Here is a 15786-nt window from a genome sequence, read left to right on the forward strand (position 1 = left end):
ATACCTGTCCGAAAACGGACACCGGAGATCGTGCGGGGCGCGGAGCCTCCTGGCGTAGAGGAATTGCGCACCACGGTTTTGGCCGTGAGCCCGCGCGAAGAGGAGGGTGGAGACAGGGCGTGCCGCCCGCGTACAGCTCCCCTCCCCGGGCGGCGCCGTCCGACCCATGGGCGCCGGTGCCGCGGGAATGTGTCGGCGCCCATGGCGGACCGGACGAGGCCCCCGACCCCACAGCGGGCGAGGCTCCCGGCCCCCGAGCGGCCGGGACCCATGGCGGACGACGCCCCCGGCCCCCCAGCGGCCGGGAATCACTGCGGCTGGGGCACGTCGACCCCCATCACCTCCCGCGCATGGCGGCTCGGCACCATGCCCAGCTGCCAGGCCTGCCAGCCCGTCTCCAGGTCGGCGCCCCGCTCCAGGAGCAGACCGTACGCCTGGACGTAGTCGGCGAGCTTGCCGTCGCGGGTCGGGTGGTCGGCGCGGGCGAGCCGGCTCAGCTCCTCCTGCGCGACGGCCGTGCCGATCTCCCAGCCGCCCGGTGAGGCGTACGGCAGCAGGGTGCAGCGCAGGAAGCGGGCCCAGTCCTCACCGCGCCGGTCGCCGTACGAGGTGAACAGGCCGATCGCCTCGTCGCACAGCGCGAGCGCCTGCTGGGCGCGGGTGTTGCCCGCGTCCACGACCACCAGCTCCAGGCAGGTCCAGGCCTCGCCGTGCGCGACACCGATGCGCTGGAAGTCGGCGCGGGCGTCCACCAGGAGCTGCCGGGCGAAACCGGAGTTGCGCAGCGAGCCCGTCTGGGCTGCGCGCTGGTCGCGGGTCACGCGCGCCGAGTGGTGCCGGGCGCACGCCAGGCCGTACACGTCCCGCATCCGGGAGAACATCGTGCGGGCCCGCTCCAGCTCCCGCACCGCCTGGTCGAGGTCGCCGGTCTCCTCCAGGGCCTGGCCCAGGTAGTACAGCGACCAGGCTTCACCGCGCGCGTCGTCGTTGTCGCGGTGCCGGGACACCGCCTGACGCAGGCCGTCGACCGCGGGCGACGGATCGCCGTCCACCAGCCGGGCCCTGGCCAGCTGCGTGAGGGCCCAGGCCTCGCCGCGCGCGTCGTGGGTGCGGCCGTACAGGTCGAGCGCGTCCCGCAACTCGCCCTCCGCGCGCGGTACGTCGCCCATGCGCAGGCAGAGCTGGCCGAGCTGGAAGTGCGTCCAGGCCTCGCCGTGCACCGAGCCGCTGTTGCGGTGCAGAGCGAGCGCCGTACGGAGCATGTCGAGCGCGTGCGCCAGGTGGGCGCGGTCCCGCTCGACCGCCGCGAGCGCGTGCAGCGTCCACGCGCGGTCGCCCGCCAGCTCCTCGGCGGTCTGCAGCTCAAGCGCCTCGGTGAGGCGGGCCGCGGCCTCCGTCAGATTGCCCTGGTGGTGCAGGGTGATGCCGAGGGAGCCGAGCGCACGGGCGGCCGCCGCGTCCTGGTGGGCCTCGAAGTACAGGTCCACGACGGAGTTGAGCGTCGTGCGCGACTGGTCGAGCTCGCCGAGCTGACGGGCCGCGATGCCCGTGCGCCACTGCACGCTGCGGCCGAGCAGCCCCTGGTCGATGGCCTGGGTGAGCTCGTTGATCTCGCCGAGCCGGTAGAGGTCGCCGCGGAGCAGGCAGTAGTCGCACAGGGCGCCCAGGAGATTGAGCACGGCCCGCTGGTCGACGCCCTCCGCGTACCGCAGGGCCGCCGTGATGAACGTCGACTCGTCGTCCAGCCAGCGCAGCGCCGCGTCGAGGGAGGCGAAGCCGTGCTGGCCGAACTGGTCCGCGCGCGTGGACGTCTTGCCGTCGACCAGGCGGATCACCGTGTCGGCGAGCTCGCCGTAGCTGGCGATGAGGCGCTCCTGCGCGGCGGTGCGCTCGGCGGGCTCCTCCTCGTCGAGGAGGCGGGCCCGGGCGAAGGAGCGTACGAGGTCGTGCAGGCGGTAGCGGACGGTCGGGGACGGCGCTCCGCCGCCCGCGCGGGGGCGGGGCAGGTCGACCAGACCGGCCCGGGAGAGCGCGGTCAGCTGCCGGGCCGCCTCCTGCTCGTCGGTGCCGAGCAGCGCCGCCGCGGCGGCCGTGCCCAGCGAGGCGCGCCCGGCCAGCGCGAGGCGGCGCAGCAGCCGCCGGGCCGGTTCGGACTGGTCGCCGTAGCGCAGCCACAGGACGCGCTCGACCGGGCCGACCTTCTCGGCGGGCCCGTACACCGACAGGTCCGCGGCCAGCCGGCGCGGCGTCCGCGGGCCGAGCGAGGAGCCCGCGGCGCGCAGGGCCAGCGGCAGGCCGCCGCACAACTCCCGCACCTCGTCGCCCGCTTCGGCGTCGTAGGGCCCGGAGAGGTCCTCGGCGGACTCCCGCAGCAGTTGCTCCGCCGCCGCCTCGTCGAGCGCCTCGACCGGCAGCGCGTGCACCCAGGCCGGCAGGTCGGCGGGCAGCTCAAGGGGCTCCCTCGCGGTGATCAGGACGAGGCTGTCCGAGCGCTCCGGGATCAGCGTACGGACCTGCTCGATGTCGCTGGCGTCGTCGAGGACGACGGTCACCGGAAGGCCCGTCAGGTACTGGTGGTAGAGCTCGCTGAGCCGCTTGACCTGCTGCTCCTGCGAGGAACGCTCCCGGAACAGCAGCTGTTCGCGCGGGGCGCCCAACCGGTTCAGGAGGTGAAGCAGGGCGTCGCGGGTGGACAGCGGGGTGTCCTCGGGGGCGTCGCCGCGCAGGTCCACCACGCACGCCCCGCGGAACTGGTCGCGCAGATCGTGCGTGGCCCGCACCGCCAGCGAGGTCCGCCCCGAACCCGGCACACCGTGCAGCACGACCACCGTGGGCCGCGTGTCGGTGCTGGCGCGCGCCGCGTGCACCCACTGGGCGATCCGCCCCAGCTCGGCCCTGCGGCCCACGAACGGGGCGGCGGTCTCCGTGAGTTGGCCGAAGGACTGCTGCAGCACATTGCGCCGCCGCGCCGCCGCGCTCTTGTCCGTGCCGCGCAGCTGGGGCGCGGTCTTCTTCGTCGCGTGCGCACCCGTCGAGGCGGCCAGGACGCGCTGCTGGTCGAGAAAGGGCCGGATGCCGCGCACCTCCAGCGCCGTCAGCCACTGCAGCCGCAGCTGCTCGGGGCCGCCCGGCCTGCTCAGCTCACCCGCGCGGCGGCTGGCCGCGGGCACGTGGGACGCCGTCACCTTCACGACGGTCGCCGCCGCGCCCGCCACGGCGACGACCGTGCCGGTGCCGAGGGCGGTGCCGGCGCCCGTACCGAACGACAGGTCGGATACACCGGCCGCGACCGCCGCAACCACCGCCACCAGCAACGGAGTTCCGGCCCCCTCCTTCGCGTAACGCTGCCCGAAACTGAGCCGTCCCGCGTCGGCCTCGTCGAGCGCCGCGGTGTAGGTCTCGTACTCCTCGGCCGCCGTCAGCGCCATGGCGTCCAGCGCGCCGCGCGCCCGCGAGAGCAGAACGCCCCCGTCGACGCGCCCGCCGGAACGCCGGACCTCCTCCTCCACGGCCCGTACCAACAGCCGCTCGGCCTCGGCCCGATGGCTGTCCCGCATATGGGTTCCCCCTCCGAGAGCAACAGTTGCCTGCGGTCACAAGTGTCCTGCGTACGGGGCGCGGGCGCGAGGGTGAGCCGGAACTTCCGGCGCTGTCAGATGGCTCCCAGGTCGACGGTGACGGAGAACGGCACGGCCGCCTCGATCACGCCGGTGAACATCTCGCCGTCCCTGTAGGCCTTGGTGGCGGGATCGAGAACGTAGGTGTAGACGATGGGGACACCGGTGGCGGCCTGTTCGACCCGCCAATAGAAGGGGATTCCGGCCTTGGCGTACTGGTCCACCTTCACGATCCGGTCGGTGGTTTCCGAGCCGGGCGACACGACCTCGACGACCAGGAGTACATGTTCGGGGCGGGTGGGGGTGAGGTCGATGGTCTCTGCCCGGTAGACGACGACGTCCGGACGGCGGTTGGTGAGGGGGGCGTCCTGCAGGCGGACGTCGAAATCCGTGTCGGCATTCCAGTCCGGGCCTGCGACGGCGTCCAGGGCGTTGGCCAGGATTCGGGCCAGCCGATTGTGCCGCTTGGACGCGCTCGGGCTCACCACGACCATCCCGTCCACGATCTCAATGCCGGCGCACTGCTCCTCGGACCAGGAGTCGTACTGCTGCGCGCTGATCTGCGTATGCATCCACGCGGGCGCCACCATCTCGGCGGTCATGGTGTACCTCCTTCGAGGAGCCTCGACAGGTCCAGCGCTGCTGGGCTCAGCCTACTGTCCTGTGATGCCAGGGCACCTGAGCAAGGCAGGCTGCGCGCGCTTCGCCGGCAGGGTTGGGCGTTGTGAGAGGCTGGATCGCATGAACCGGCTGGCTGGTGTGACCTCGCCCTATCTGCTTCAGCACGCTGACAATCCGGTCGACTGGTGGCCCTGGACGCCGGAGGCTTTCGAGGAAGCGCGGCGGCGTGATGTACCCGTCCTGCTGTCGGTCGGCTACTCGGCGTGTCACTGGTGTCATGTCATGGCACACGAGTCCTTCGAGGACGCCGCGACGGCCGCGCTCATGAACGAGAAGTTCGTGAACATCAAGGTCGACCGCGAGGAGCGGCCCGACGTCGACGCCGTCTACATGGAGGCCGTGCAGGCCGCGACCGGCCAGGGCGGCTGGCCCATGACCGTCTTCCTCACCGCCGACGCCGAGCCCTTCTACTTCGGTACGTACTTCCCGCCCGAGCCGCGGCACGGCATGCCGTCCTTCGCGCAGGTCCTCGACGGCGTGCACCGGGCGTGGACGGACCGGCGCGGCGAGGTCGCCGAGGTGGCGGGCAAGATCGTGCGTGACCTCGGCGAGCGACAGCTCACGCCGGGCGCCGAGGAGAAGCCCGGCGAGGACGAGCTCGCCCAGGCGCTGCTCGGCCTGACCCGCGACTACGACGCGACCCACGGCGGCTTCGGCGGCGCGCCGAAGTTCCCGCCGTCCATGGCGATCGAGTTCCTGCTGCGGCACTACGCCCGCACGGGCGCCGAGGGCGCGCTGCAGATGGCCGCGGACACCTGCGAACGGATGGCGCGCGGCGGCATCTACGACCAGCTCGGCGGCGGCTTCGCGCGCTACTCCGTTGACCGCGAGTGGGTGGTGCCCCACTTCGAGAAGATGCTGTACGACAACGCGCTGCTGTGCCGCGCCTACGCCCACCTGTGGCGGGTCACGGGCTCCGAGTCGGCGCGTCGGGTGGCTCTGGAGACCGCGGAGTTCATGGTCCGCGAACTGCGCACCGATGAAGGCGGCTTCGCCTCCGCGCTCGACGCCGACAGCGCGGACCCGGTGACGGGCGAGCATGTCGAGGGCGCGTACTACGTGTGGACGCCGCGGGAGCTGCGCGAGGTGCTGGGGGAGGCCGACGCGGAGCTGGCGATGAGCTGCTTCGGCGTGACGGAGGAGGGCACCTTCGAGAAGGGGGCGTCCGTGCTCCAACTCCCGCAGGCGGAGGGGCCGTTGGCGGATGCCGCGCGGCTCTCCTCCGTACGGGAGCGGCTCCTCGCGGCCCGCGCCGAGCGGCCCGCGCCGGGCCGCGACGACAAGGTGGTGGCCGCGTGGAACGGCCTCGCGATCGCCGCGCTCGCCGAGGTCGGTGCCTACTTCGACCGGCCGGACCTGATCGCGGCCGCCGTTGGCGCGGGCGACCTCCTCGTACGGCTCCACATGGACGACCGCGCACGGCTGGCCCGTACCTCCAAGGACGGCCGTGCGGGCGCCAACGCGGGCGTCCTGGAGGACTACGCCGACGTGGCCGAGGGCTTCCTCGCGCTGGCGTCGGTGACCGGCGAGGGCGTGTGGCTGGAGTTCGCGGGATTCCTCCTCGACCACGTCCTCGCGCAGTTCGTCGACGCGGAGAGCGGGGCGCTGTACGACACGGCGGCCGACGCGGAACAGCTCATCCGCCGCCCGCAGGACCCCACGGACAACGCGGCGCCCTCCGGCTGGACGGCGGCCGCGAACGCGCTCCTCTCGTACGCGGCCCACACGGGCGCCGAGCCGCACCGCACCGCGGCGGAGCGGGCGCTCGGCATCGTCAAGGCCCTCGGCCCCCGAGTGCCGCGCTTCATCGGCCACGGTCTCGCGGCCGCGGAGGCGGCCCTTGACGGCCCGCGCGAGGTGGCGGTCCTGGGCGAGGTCCTCGGGGACCTGCACCGGACGGCGCTGCTCGGCACCGCGCCGGGAGCGGTCGTCGCGGCGGGCCCGGAGGGCGGCGACGAGCTTCCGCTGCTCGCCGGCCGGCCCCTGGTCGAGGGGCGCCCGACGGCGTACGTCTGCCGCAACTTCGTCTGCGACGCGCCCACCACGGACCCGGCGGTCCTCGCGGGGCTGCTCTCCTAGGCCCTGTCGTCAAACTCGCGTCGTTCGCCCGGAGGGCGGCCACCCACCGATCAGTCGTGTGGACAACACTCCGGGTCAATACACCTAGGGCGTCGCCGCGGCGCGGGGGCCGCCGAACTCCGCCACGGCCCGCTCCACGATGTCTTCGAGGCGGTCGTGGTGGGCGCCCCGCCAGAACACGCGGGCGCAGGACTCGCACTGGGCGAAGACGTCGTACGTGCCCCGGGTGCCGCCCTCCAGACGGTCGGCCACCTCCTCCTTCGTGGCCGGGCGGAGGGCGCCGTTGCAGGCGCTGCAGCGGGTCCAGGGGCGCAGCTCGGGGGTGAAGCGGCCGAGGACGTCGCGGAGTTGGTCGTCGGGGCGGTCGCTGTAGACGTACGCGCCCGCCCACAGTTCGCGGCGGCGCAGCAGGCCCCGGTCACGGCTGAGCAGGACGCGGCGCTCGGCCGCCGAGCGTGCGGCGAGCGCCGGGTCGCCGATGTCCGTGCTCTCGTACGCCGTGTCGACGCCGAGGAGGCGCAGGCGCCGGGCCAGCGTGCCGAGATGGACGTCGAGGAGGAAGCGGAGCGGGGCGCCGGGGACGGGCTGGGGGCGGGTGACGGCGTGCACGGTGACGGTCTCGCCCGCCGCGGGGACGTGCGCGGTGGCGACCTCACGGCCGTCGACCACGAGCGCGCCGGCCTCGGTCAGCGGGACGCCGAGCGACTCGACGACGTGCCCGAGCGTGGACGCGCCGTCGGTGACGGCCGTGGTGGGTCCGCTCCTTCGCTCGGGCGGGACGAAAATCCCCAGCTCGGGGGCGAAACTGATGAGGATCTCCGGACCGTTCATGCCCGTCAGGATGGCATGGCGGGACGGGGATCAGCGGAGATTTTCCGGTCCTGCGAATCCGCTGACCAGGCTGTCCAGTGTCCGGTCCACGAGGGTGGGCAGGTCGTCCCTGTGGTCGTGCTCGGCCCAGTACGCCGCGGTCTCGGCGAGCGCGGCGATCAGGCCCATGGAGAACGTCCGCACCTCCAGGTCGCCAGCCTCGCGTCCGGTGCGTTCCGCGATGACGCGGCACAGGACGGCGCCGGTGACCGACATGCTCTCCAGCATCCGGGAGCGCACGGCGGGCACCTCGGTCATCAGCTTCGTCCGCAGCCTGGAGACCTCGGGCTCCTCCGCGAAGCCGAGGGTGACGGCCCGGCGCAGCACGTGCCGGAGGGATTCCACGATCGGCTCGTCGGCGGGCCGCTCCCGCAACGCGCTCTCCAGGAACGGGTCGTACTCGTCGGTGAGGACGATGTCCTCCTTGGTGGGGAAGTAGCGGAAGACCGTGGAGGGGGAGACCTCGGCGGCCTCCGCGATCTGCTCGACCGTCGTCGACTCGTACCCCTGTTCCTCGATCAGCCGGTACGTCGCCGCACGGATCGCGATGCGGGTCTTGAGCTTCTTGCGCTCGCGCAGGCCCGGCTGGGGGGAGCCCGCGGGGGCGGAGATTCGTACGGCCGTCATGACGTCATTGTCGGGCATCGGCCGGAGCCCCTCCTCAAGTGGCCGCGACTCCGGGTCGCGGCCACTTGAGGAGAGGAGGGGCGGCTCAGCCGTGCTGGTAGGCCACCAGCGAGATGCCCACGTAGTGCACCGCGAACGCGGCCAGCGTCAGGGAGTGGAAGACCTCGTGGAAGCCGAAGAAGCGGGGGGAGGGGTTGGGGCGCTTGATGCCGTAGATCACGCCGCCCGCGCTGTAGAGGAGCCCGCCGACGACGACCAGGACGAGCACCGCGACGCCGCCCGTGTGCATGAAGTCCGGCAGGAAGAAGACCGCGGCCCAGCCCATCGCGATGTAGCAGGGGGTGTAGAGCCAGCGGGGGGCGCCGACCCAGAAGACCCGGAAGGCGATGCCGGCGACGGCCGCGCCCCAGATGCCCCAGAGCAGCCACTGTCCCTTCCCGTCGGGGAGGAGCAGCATCGTCAGCGGGGTGTAGGTGCCCGCGATGATCAGGAAGATGTTGGAGTGGTCGAGCCTGCGCAGGATGCCGTCGGCTCTGGGGCCCCAGTTGCCCCGGTGGTACAGCGCGCTCACGCCGAACAGGAGGCAGGCGCTCAGGGCGAAGATGCCGCAGGCGAGACGGCCGCGCGGGGAGTCCGCGAGTGCGGTGAGCACCAGACCGGCGATCACCACCGCGGGGAACATGCCGGCGTGCAGCCAGCCGCGCATCTTCGGCTTCGCGGGAAGCGGCATGGCTTCCGGGGGCGGAACGAGTGACGGCTCGCCCGCGCTCTGCGGGCTCGCTTCGGGGACAGACGCGGTCATGTGCCGCATCGTACCTACGGGCTGTTAAGTCGCACATCAGTCGCACGTCAGCCGGACGGATCCGCGGCCGGACGGATCCGCGCCCGGACGGATCCGCGCTGCAAACAGGCAGGTACGCCGTACAACAGGTACGCCGTACAAGAGGACGGATCCGCGCCCTCGCACCCGTACCCGTACAAGTGGCGATGCTCACGCCGCTCAAGTGTGAAGCCCTCTGGACAGATGCGCGAACGCGTCGGATGATCAAATGAGTGCGGTCGGCACCGGATGAGCGCCTAGGGAAGTTCACGTGAAGCGTCCGGGTCGCAGCCCCCACGGGGCATACATCCCAAAAACCCCTCGATTAGGAGCAATCGTGGCGCGCGACATCGCGGCTCCCCTGTCCTTGGGCACTGCCCCGACCAACCACCGGGAGCTCGTCTCCTGGGTCAACGAGATCGCCGGACTGACGCAGCCGGACCGTGTGGTCTGGTGCGACGGCTCAGAGGCCGAGTACGAGCGCCTGTGCGAGGAGCTCGTCGCCAAGGGCACGTTCAAGAAGCTCGACCCGACTCTGCGCCCGAACTCGTACTACGCCGCATCCGACCCGACCGACGTCGCGCGCGTCGAGGACCGCACCTTCATCTGCTCCGAGAAGGAGGAGGACGCGGGCCCGACCAACCACTGGAAGGCCCCCGCCGAGATGCGGGAGATCTTCCAGGGCTCCGACGGCAAGGGTGGTGTCTTCCGCGGCTCGATGCGCGGCCGGACGATGTACGTCGTGCCGTTCTGCATGGGCCCGGTCGGGTCACCGCTGTCCGCCATCGGTGTGGAGATCACCGACTCCGCGTACGTCGCCGTCTCCATGCGCACCATGACCCGCATGGGTCAGGCGGTCCTGGACGAGCTCGGCGAGGACGGTTTCTTCGTGAAGGCCGTCCACACGCTCGGCGCGCCGCTGGCCGACGGCGAGGCCGACGTGCCGTGGCCCTGCAACTCCACCAAGTACATCTCGCACTTCCCCGAGGACCGCGAGATCTGGTCGTACGGCTCGGGCTACGGCGGCAACGCCCTGCTCGGCAAGAAGTGCTACGCCCTGCGCATCGCCTCCGTCATGGCGCGCGACGAGGGCTGGCTGGCCGAGCACATGCTCATCCTCAAGCTCACGCCCCCGAAGGGCGAGAGCAAGTACGTCGCCGCCGCGTTCCCGAGCGCCTGCGGCAAGACGAACCTCGCCATGCTGGAGCCGACCGTCCGCGGCTGGACCGTCGAGACCATCGGTGACGACATCGCCTGGATGCGGTTCGGCGAGGACGGCCGCCTCTACGCGATCAACCCCGAGGCCGGTTTCTTCGGCGTCGCGCCCGGCACCGGCGAGCACACCAACGCCAACGCCATGAAGACCCTGTGGGGCAACTCGGTCTTCACCAACGTCGCGCTGACGGATGACGGCGACGTCTGGTGGGAGGGGATGACGGAGGAGACTCCCGCCCACCTCACCGACTGGAAGGGCAACGACTGGACCCCTGAGTCGGGCGTCCCCGCGGCCCACCCGAACGCCCGCTTCACCACGCCCGCCTCGCAGTGCCCGATCATCGCGCCCGAGTGGGAGGACCCCAAGGGCGTGCCCATCTCGGCGATCCTCTTCGGCGGCCGGCGCGCCAGCGCGGTGCCGCTGGTGACGGAGTCCTTCAACTGGCAGCACGGTGTCTTCCTCGGTGCGAACGTGGCGAGCGAGAAGACTGCCGCGGCCGAGGGCAAGGTCGGCGAGCTGCGCCGCGACCCGTTCGCGATGCTGCCGTTCTGCGGCTACAACATGGGTGACTACATGGCCCACTGGGTCAAGGTCGGCGCGGACAAGCCCGACCAGTCCAAGCTCCCGAAGATCTACTACGTGAACTGGTTCCGGAAGAACGCGGACGGCAAGTTCGTGTGGCCCGGCTTCGGTGAGAACTCCCGCGTCCTGAAGTGGATCGTGGACCGCCTCGACGGGAAGGCCGAGGGCGTCGAGACCCCCATCGGCATCCTGCCGACGGTCGACTCGCTGGACACCGAGGGCCTCGATCTGGCCAAGGACGACCTGGAGTTCCTGCTCACGGTCGACAAGGAGGTCTGGCGCGAGGAGGCCTCGCTGGTCCCCGAGCACCTCAACACCTTCGGCGACCACACGCCCACCGAGCTGTGGGACGAGTACCGCGCGCTGGTGCAGCGTCTCGGCTGACCTCTGCCGTTCCGCTTTCGGCCGGGCCCCCGCACAACGGCGTGCGGGGGCCCGGCCGTGTGACGCGGTCGCATCTTTAACACCTTGCCTTCACACTCCTCTCACATGCTTCAATGACCCCACACGGGGGCCCGTTGATCGTCACGGGCCGTCAAACAGGTCTGTGGGGGGCACAGTTGAAGAAGAACCGGCACTTAGGGCGTGTGACGGGAACCGCCCTCGCGGTGGCGCTCGGCTCGGCCGGGCTCGTGGCGGTGGGCACGCCCGCCGCGTACGCCGCCACCGCGTCGGACGAGGTCGTGAAGCTGCCGATCTCCTCCTACTCCGCGATGGCCGTGGACTCCGTGCACGAGCGGGTCTACGTCTCGGACAACAACCGCGGCACCTGGAGCAATACGGGCGTCATCGCCGTCTACGACTTCCAGGGGCACCTCGTCTCCCGGCAGACCACGGAGACCCGGGTGTCGGGCCTCGCGCTGAGCGCGGACGGCAACACCCTGTACACCGGCGAGCGCGCCAGGATCGTGACCTACGACGCCACCACGCTCAAGCCGACCGTGGTCACCAGCACCTACGAGGAGACCTGCGGCCGCGAGGTGGCCGTCACGGGCGACAAGGCCTGGTGGACCACCCAGAGCGCCACCTACGTGTCCGACTGTCCCGAGACGCGGAGCGACCTGGACGGCCTGGTCGGCGGCGCCCACAGCCGGACCAACTGGAACGCCAAGGGCCGGCTCCAGCTGGAGGCCGCGCCCGACGGGGCGAAGCGGCTCTTCATGGGACAGGAGAACAGCACCGCGGAGCCCGACCCCTTCCTGGCCTCCTTCGACACGGAGGGCGACAACCCCGTCCGTGACGCCGTGCGCCGCTTCGGCGACAGCGAGGGCAAGGGGGCGCTGCAGCTGAAGGACGTCGCGGTCAGCGCCGACGGGAAGCGGGTGGCGGTCGCGGACGCCGCGTACGGCACCAGGCTCCTGAACGCCGGTGACCTGTCGGACGCCGGCACGCCCTATCAGGCGCTGCCCGAGGGGGCCAGGTCCTCCGCGGTGGCGTTCAGCGGTGACGGGAAGTACGTGGCGCGCGGCGCCGCGTCCGCCGGGAGCACCGCCGACCTGCTGGTGCAGCCCGCGGATCCGGCGGACGGCGTGACGCCGTTCGAGTTCGCCTTCGAGGGGCCGCTCGACGGCAGCCGTGTCGTGCCGCGCGGTCTGGACTGGTCCAAGGACGGGAAGAGGCTGTTCGCCGTCACGACCAGCGCGGCGGGCGGCGAGTACTGGATGCACATCATCCAGCCGCCCGCGGCCCAGTACGACTCCCGCTTCACCGGCGCGCTCACCACCACGCCGTCGAAGCCCGTCGTCGGCGAACCCCTGGGCATCCGCGGAAAGCTGGAGCTCGACGGGCCCGCGCCCACGGAGCCCGTGAAGGTCGCCGCGGTCCGCAAGGACGCCGACGGCACCCAGGAGGTGGCGGCCGCCAAGGTCGCGGCCGACGGCAGCTTCACCGTGCTCGACGTGCCGGACCGGCTGGGCGGGGCGACGTACACGCTGCGCTTCCTCGGCGACGTGACGCACCGCCCGGCCGAGGACGTCACCGTCACGGTGGACGTGGCCAAGGCCGCTACGGCGATCGAGCTGACCGCGCCCGCCGAGGCGAGCCGGGCGGGCGGCGTCGAGATCACCGGCAGCCTCACCGGACAGGGCCGCGCGCTGCCGTCCGGGACCGAGCTGAAGGTGACCCGCACCGACCGGCTCGGCACGACGGGGGAGCTCACGGCGGCGCGGGTGGCGGCCGACGGCACCTTCAAGGTCAAGGACCTGCCCGGCAGGAAGGGCAGGACGGTGTACGCGGTGAGCTACGAGGGTGACGCCCTGCACGAGGGCTCGTCCGCCCGGGCCACGGTGAGGATCACCGGCTGAGGAGCACCGCCCGGCGGGACCCGCCCAAGAACATCGACGGCGGCGCGCACCCCCAGTGCCGCCGCCGTTGGTGGCGCCCGGTCCGCGGCCTTCCCGGCCGCGGACCGGGGCCGTTCAGGAGGCGCCGACCAGGCGCGTGGCGTCCGCGTGGGCGTCCATGCGCCCGGCGGCCAGGATCGCCGCCGCGGTGTCGGCGCGAGAGGCCGCCACGACCAGGGCGCGGCCCGCGAGGGAGTGGGCGCGCCGGTGCAGGGCGGCGAGGTGCGGGTGGGGGGACTCCCCACCCGTTGAGCTGTGGGGGAGCACGGCGGCCGCGACCGCGGAACGCGGCGGGAGCACGCCACCGCGCAGGCGCGCCACCTGGTACGACAGCTGCTCGGCGGCGTCGTCCAGGTCGGCGGAGGGGGACAGGGCGCGCAGCTCGTCGGTGAGGGCGAGCAGGGCCGCGAGGTGTCCGGCGAGCTGGATGTCCAGCTCCTCCTCGCGCGAGCGGTGCGGATAGCCGGCGTCGTCGGCCATCGAGTGGACCGACTTGGTGCGGATCGGCTCGTACATGGGATGACCTCCGAACGATTGCTTGAAAGCCATCCTAGCTTAGATCCTGTCTAAAGTTGAGTCCGGAACAAACGCCCGCCGTCACGGCTGGCTGTAGCCGTCCAGGAAGTTCCCGATCCGCGTGACCGCCTCCGCGAGATCCGTCGCCGTCGGCAGCGTCACGACGCGGAAGTGATCGGGCTCCGGCCAGTTGAACCCCGTGCCGTGCACGACCATGATCTTCTCGGCGCGCAGCAGGTCGAGGACCATCTGCCGGTCGTCCTTGACCTTGAAGACCTTCGGATCGAGCCGCGGGAAGAGATAGAGCGACCCCTTCGGCTTCACGCAGCTCACGCCGGGGATCTGCGTCAGCAGGTCGTACGCGGTGTCGCGCTGTTCGAGCAGGCGCCCGCCCGGCAGCACCAGGTCGTTGATCGTCTGCCGTCCGCCGAGCGCCGCGACGACGCCGTGCTGGCCCGGCATGTTCGCGCACAGGCGCATGTTGGCGAGGATCGTCAGCCCCTCGATGTAGGAGGAGGCGTGCGCCTTCGGGCCGGAGATCGACATCCAGCCGACGCGGTAGCCCGCCACGCGGTACGCCTTCGACATGCCGTTGAAGGTGAGGGTGAGGAGGTCGGGGGCGATGGCGGCGGTCGCGGTGTGCGTCACGCCGTCGTAGAGGATCTTGTCGTAGATCTCGTCCGAGCAGATGAGCAGGTTGTGGCGGCGCGCGATATCCGTGAGCCCGCGCAGCATCTCGTCGCTGTAGACGGCGCCGGTCGGGTTGTTCGGGTTGATGATCACGAGCGCCTTGGTGCGGTCGGTGACCTTGCGCTCGATGTCGGCGAGGTCCGGCATCCAGTCGGCCTGCTCGTCGCAGCGGTAGTGCACGGCGGTGCCGCCGGAGAGCGAGACCGCGGCCGTCCACAGCGGATAGTCCGGCGCCGGTACGAGGACCTCGTCGCCGTCGTCGAGCAGGCCCTGCATGGCCATCACGATGAGCTCGGAGACGCCGTTGCCGATGAAGACGTGCTCGACGTCGGTCTCGATGCCCAGGGTCTGGTTGTGCATGACGACCGCGCGGCGGGCGGCGAGGAGGCCCTTCGCGTCGCCGTAGCCATGGGCGTCGCCGACGTTGCGGAGGATGTCCTCCAGGATCTCGGGCGGACACTCGAAGCCGAAGGCGGCGGGGTTGCCGGTGTTGAGCTTGAGGATGCGGTGTCCGGCCGCCTCCAGCCGCATCGCCTCCTCGAGCACCGGGCCCCGGATCTCGTAACAGACGTTGGAGAGCTTCGTCGACTGGATGACCTGCATGTCCGCGAGCTTACGGCCGGGCCGGACGGGCCGCTCCGTGTTTTGGGACACAAGGGGGACGCCCGGGGGAGGCGTGGGGAGCGCGAGGGGATGTTCTCTCAGCGGTCAGTTGTGTCCGTTTGTGGTCTTGTCCCGGCGGCCGGAGCCCTCAACAATGCGCATGACAAAACCGTAAGAACTCCGGTCACACAGTCATCATCAGAGGGGACCCCCACATGAAGAAGCCTCTCGTCGGTGCGTGCTTCGCCGTCCTCCTTCTCGGAGCGACGGCGGCGCCCGCGGCGGCCGTCGGCGACGAACGGCCCGCGCAGCCGAAGGCCCGGGCCGTCGGTTTCGCGGGAACGGTGGCGCTCAGCAACTGTTCCGGCTCCGTGGTCCGCGTGCCCGACTCGAAGCCCGGCGACCCGGCGCTCGTCCTGTCCAACGGGCACTGCCTGGAGAGCGGCTTCCCCGCGCCCGGCGAAGTCGTCCTCAACAAGCCCTCGACGCGCAGCTTCACCCTGCTCAACGCCTCCGGCGGCAACGCCGGGAAGGTCAGGGCCAGCAAGGTCGCGTACGGCACGATGACCGACACGGACATCTCGCTGTACCAACTCACCAGCACCTACAGCGACATCGAGAGCCGGTACGGGATCAAGGCGCTGGAGCTGAACGCGGCGCGGCCCGAGCAGGGGCGGGCGATCACCGTCGCCTCGGGCTACTGGAAGAAGCTCTACAAGTGCAACGTCGACGGCTTCGCGTACCGCCTCAAGGAGGGGAGCTGGACCTGGAAGGACTCGGTCCGCTACACCCCCGCCTGCCAGACGATCGGTGGCACCTCGGGCTCCCCGGTGATCGACGACGCGACCGGCAAGGTCGTCGCCGTCAACAACACCGGCAACGAGAACGGTGAACGGTGCACGGACAACAACCCGTGCGAGGTCGACGAGAACGGCAAGGTCACGGTGCGCAAGGGCATCAACTACGCGCAGCAGACCTACTGGATCGTGCCGTGCGTCGGCGCCGGCAACAAGATCGACCTGAACCGCGCGGGCTGCCAGCTGCCCAAGCCGTCCGGCGTGAAGTAGCCACCAGATAGTTCCTGGTTCCCCACTCCCGGGCGGGGCCGACACCTCGTGGTGCCCGCCCCCGCCCGGGACGGGG

The 15786-nt window shown here is 71.6% G+C and carries 11 protein-coding genes; 4 read left to right on the top strand and 7 right to left on the bottom strand.

From position 1 onward, the window contains the following. Nucleotides 1-308 precede the first annotated feature (308 nt). Nucleotides 309-3557, bottom strand: coding sequence for a tetratricopeptide repeat protein (locus ACFVYL_RS25440; RefSeq protein ID WP_389719732.1), 3249 nt, complete (start codon nt 3555-3557; stop codon nt 309-311). Nucleotides 3558-3652: 95 nt separating this feature from the next. After that, the gene (locus ACFVYL_RS25445; protein WP_389719733.1) at nt 3653-4219 is read right to left on the bottom strand and encodes a Uma2 family endonuclease; all 567 of its coding nucleotides are present in this window, start codon (nt 4217-4219) and stop codon (nt 3653-3655) included. Between the two features lie 139 nt (nt 4220-4358). Between ACFVYL_RS25445 and ACFVYL_RS25450 the strand changes: the two genes are divergently transcribed. Further along, nucleotides 4359-6377, top strand: coding sequence for a thioredoxin domain-containing protein (locus tag ACFVYL_RS25450; protein ID WP_389719734.1), 2019 nt, complete (start codon nt 4359-4361; stop codon nt 6375-6377). Nucleotides 6378-6461: 84 nt separating this feature from the next. On the opposite strand, the gene ACFVYL_RS25455 is transcribed toward ACFVYL_RS25450, so the two are convergent. The 3 genes from ACFVYL_RS25455 to ACFVYL_RS25465 form a co-directional block, all read right to left on the bottom strand. After that, complete coding sequence (locus tag ACFVYL_RS25455; protein ID WP_389719736.1) at nt 6462-7208, bottom strand: Mut7-C RNAse domain-containing protein; 747 nt, start codon at nt 7206-7208, stop codon at nt 6462-6464. 30 nt (nt 7209-7238) lie between these two features. After that, on the bottom strand, nt 7239-7874 hold the full coding sequence (locus tag ACFVYL_RS25460; protein ID WP_389719737.1) for a TetR/AcrR family transcriptional regulator: 636 nt from the start codon (nt 7872-7874) through the stop codon (nt 7239-7241). 85 nt (nt 7875-7959) lie between these two features. After that, entirely contained in the window at nt 7960-8676 is a 717-nt protein-coding gene (locus ACFVYL_RS25465) for a hemolysin III family protein (protein WP_389719739.1), read from the bottom strand. Nucleotides 8677-9031: 355 nt separating this feature from the next. Here ACFVYL_RS25465 and ACFVYL_RS25470 point away from each other — a divergent pair, with 355 nt between their 5' ends. Beyond that, nucleotides 9032-10876, top strand: coding sequence for a phosphoenolpyruvate carboxykinase (GTP) (locus ACFVYL_RS25470; RefSeq protein ID WP_389719740.1), 1845 nt, complete (start codon nt 9032-9034; stop codon nt 10874-10876). A gap of 203 nt (nt 10877-11079) precedes the next feature. Next, a complete protein-coding gene (locus ACFVYL_RS25475; protein WP_389719742.1) occupies nt 11080-12795 on the top strand; it encodes an Ig-like domain repeat protein in 1716 nt (571 codons plus the stop codon). 114 nt (nt 12796-12909) lie between these two features. Here the strand turns inward: ACFVYL_RS25475 and ACFVYL_RS25480 are convergent, their stop codons facing one another. Continuing rightward, entirely contained in the window at nt 12910-13350 is a 441-nt protein-coding gene (locus tag ACFVYL_RS25480; RefSeq protein ID WP_389719744.1) for a hypothetical protein, read from the bottom strand. Nucleotides 13351-13431: 81 nt separating this feature from the next. Beyond that, nucleotides 13432-14643, bottom strand: a complete 1212-nt coding sequence (locus tag ACFVYL_RS25485; protein ID WP_389719745.1) for a pyridoxal phosphate-dependent aminotransferase — start codon at nt 14641-14643, stop codon at nt 13432-13434. Between the two features lie 215 nt (nt 14644-14858). Between ACFVYL_RS25485 and ACFVYL_RS25490 the strand changes: the two genes are divergently transcribed. Then, entirely contained in the window at nt 14859-15710 is an 852-nt protein-coding gene (locus tag ACFVYL_RS25490) for a serine protease (RefSeq protein WP_389719747.1), read from the top strand. Nucleotides 15711-15786: the final 76 nt, after the last annotated feature.

Source organism: Streptomyces sp. NPDC058308, from assembly GCF_042880275.1.
Taxonomy (GTDB): domain Bacteria; phylum Actinomycetota; class Actinomycetes; order Streptomycetales; family Streptomycetaceae; genus Streptomyces.

Bases quoted from the DNA above. Each gene is read 5' to 3' on its own strand.
- ACFVYL_RS25465 (WP_389719739.1), bottom strand. From the start codon at position 8,676: ATGACCGCGTCTGTCCCCGAAGCGAGCCCGCAGAGCGCGGGCGAGCCG.
- ACFVYL_RS25485 (WP_389719745.1), bottom strand. From the start codon at position 14,643: ATGCAGGTCATCCAGTCGACGAAGCTCTCCAACGTCTGTTACGAGATC.
- ACFVYL_RS25455 (WP_389719736.1), bottom strand. From the start codon at position 7,208: ATGAACGGTCCGGAGATCCTCATCAGTTTCGCCCCCGAGCTGGGGATT.
- ACFVYL_RS25460 (WP_389719737.1), bottom strand. From the start codon at position 7,874: ATGACGGCCGTACGAATCTCCGCCCCCGCGGGCTCCCCCCAGCCGGGC.
- ACFVYL_RS25480 (WP_389719744.1), bottom strand. From the start codon at position 13,350: ATGTACGAGCCGATCCGCACCAAGTCGGTCCACTCGATGGCCGACGAC.
- ACFVYL_RS25445 (WP_389719733.1), bottom strand. From the start codon at position 4,219: ATGACCGCCGAGATGGTGGCGCCCGCGTGGATGCATACGCAGATCAGC.
- ACFVYL_RS25440 (WP_389719732.1), bottom strand. From the start codon at position 3,557: ATGCGGGACAGCCATCGGGCCGAGGCCGAGCGGCTGTTGGTACGGGCC.
- ACFVYL_RS25450 (WP_389719734.1), top strand. From the start codon at position 4,359: ATGAACCGGCTGGCTGGTGTGACCTCGCCCTATCTGCTTCAGCACGCT.
- ACFVYL_RS25490 (WP_389719747.1), top strand. From the start codon at position 14,859: ATGAAGAAGCCTCTCGTCGGTGCGTGCTTCGCCGTCCTCCTTCTCGGA.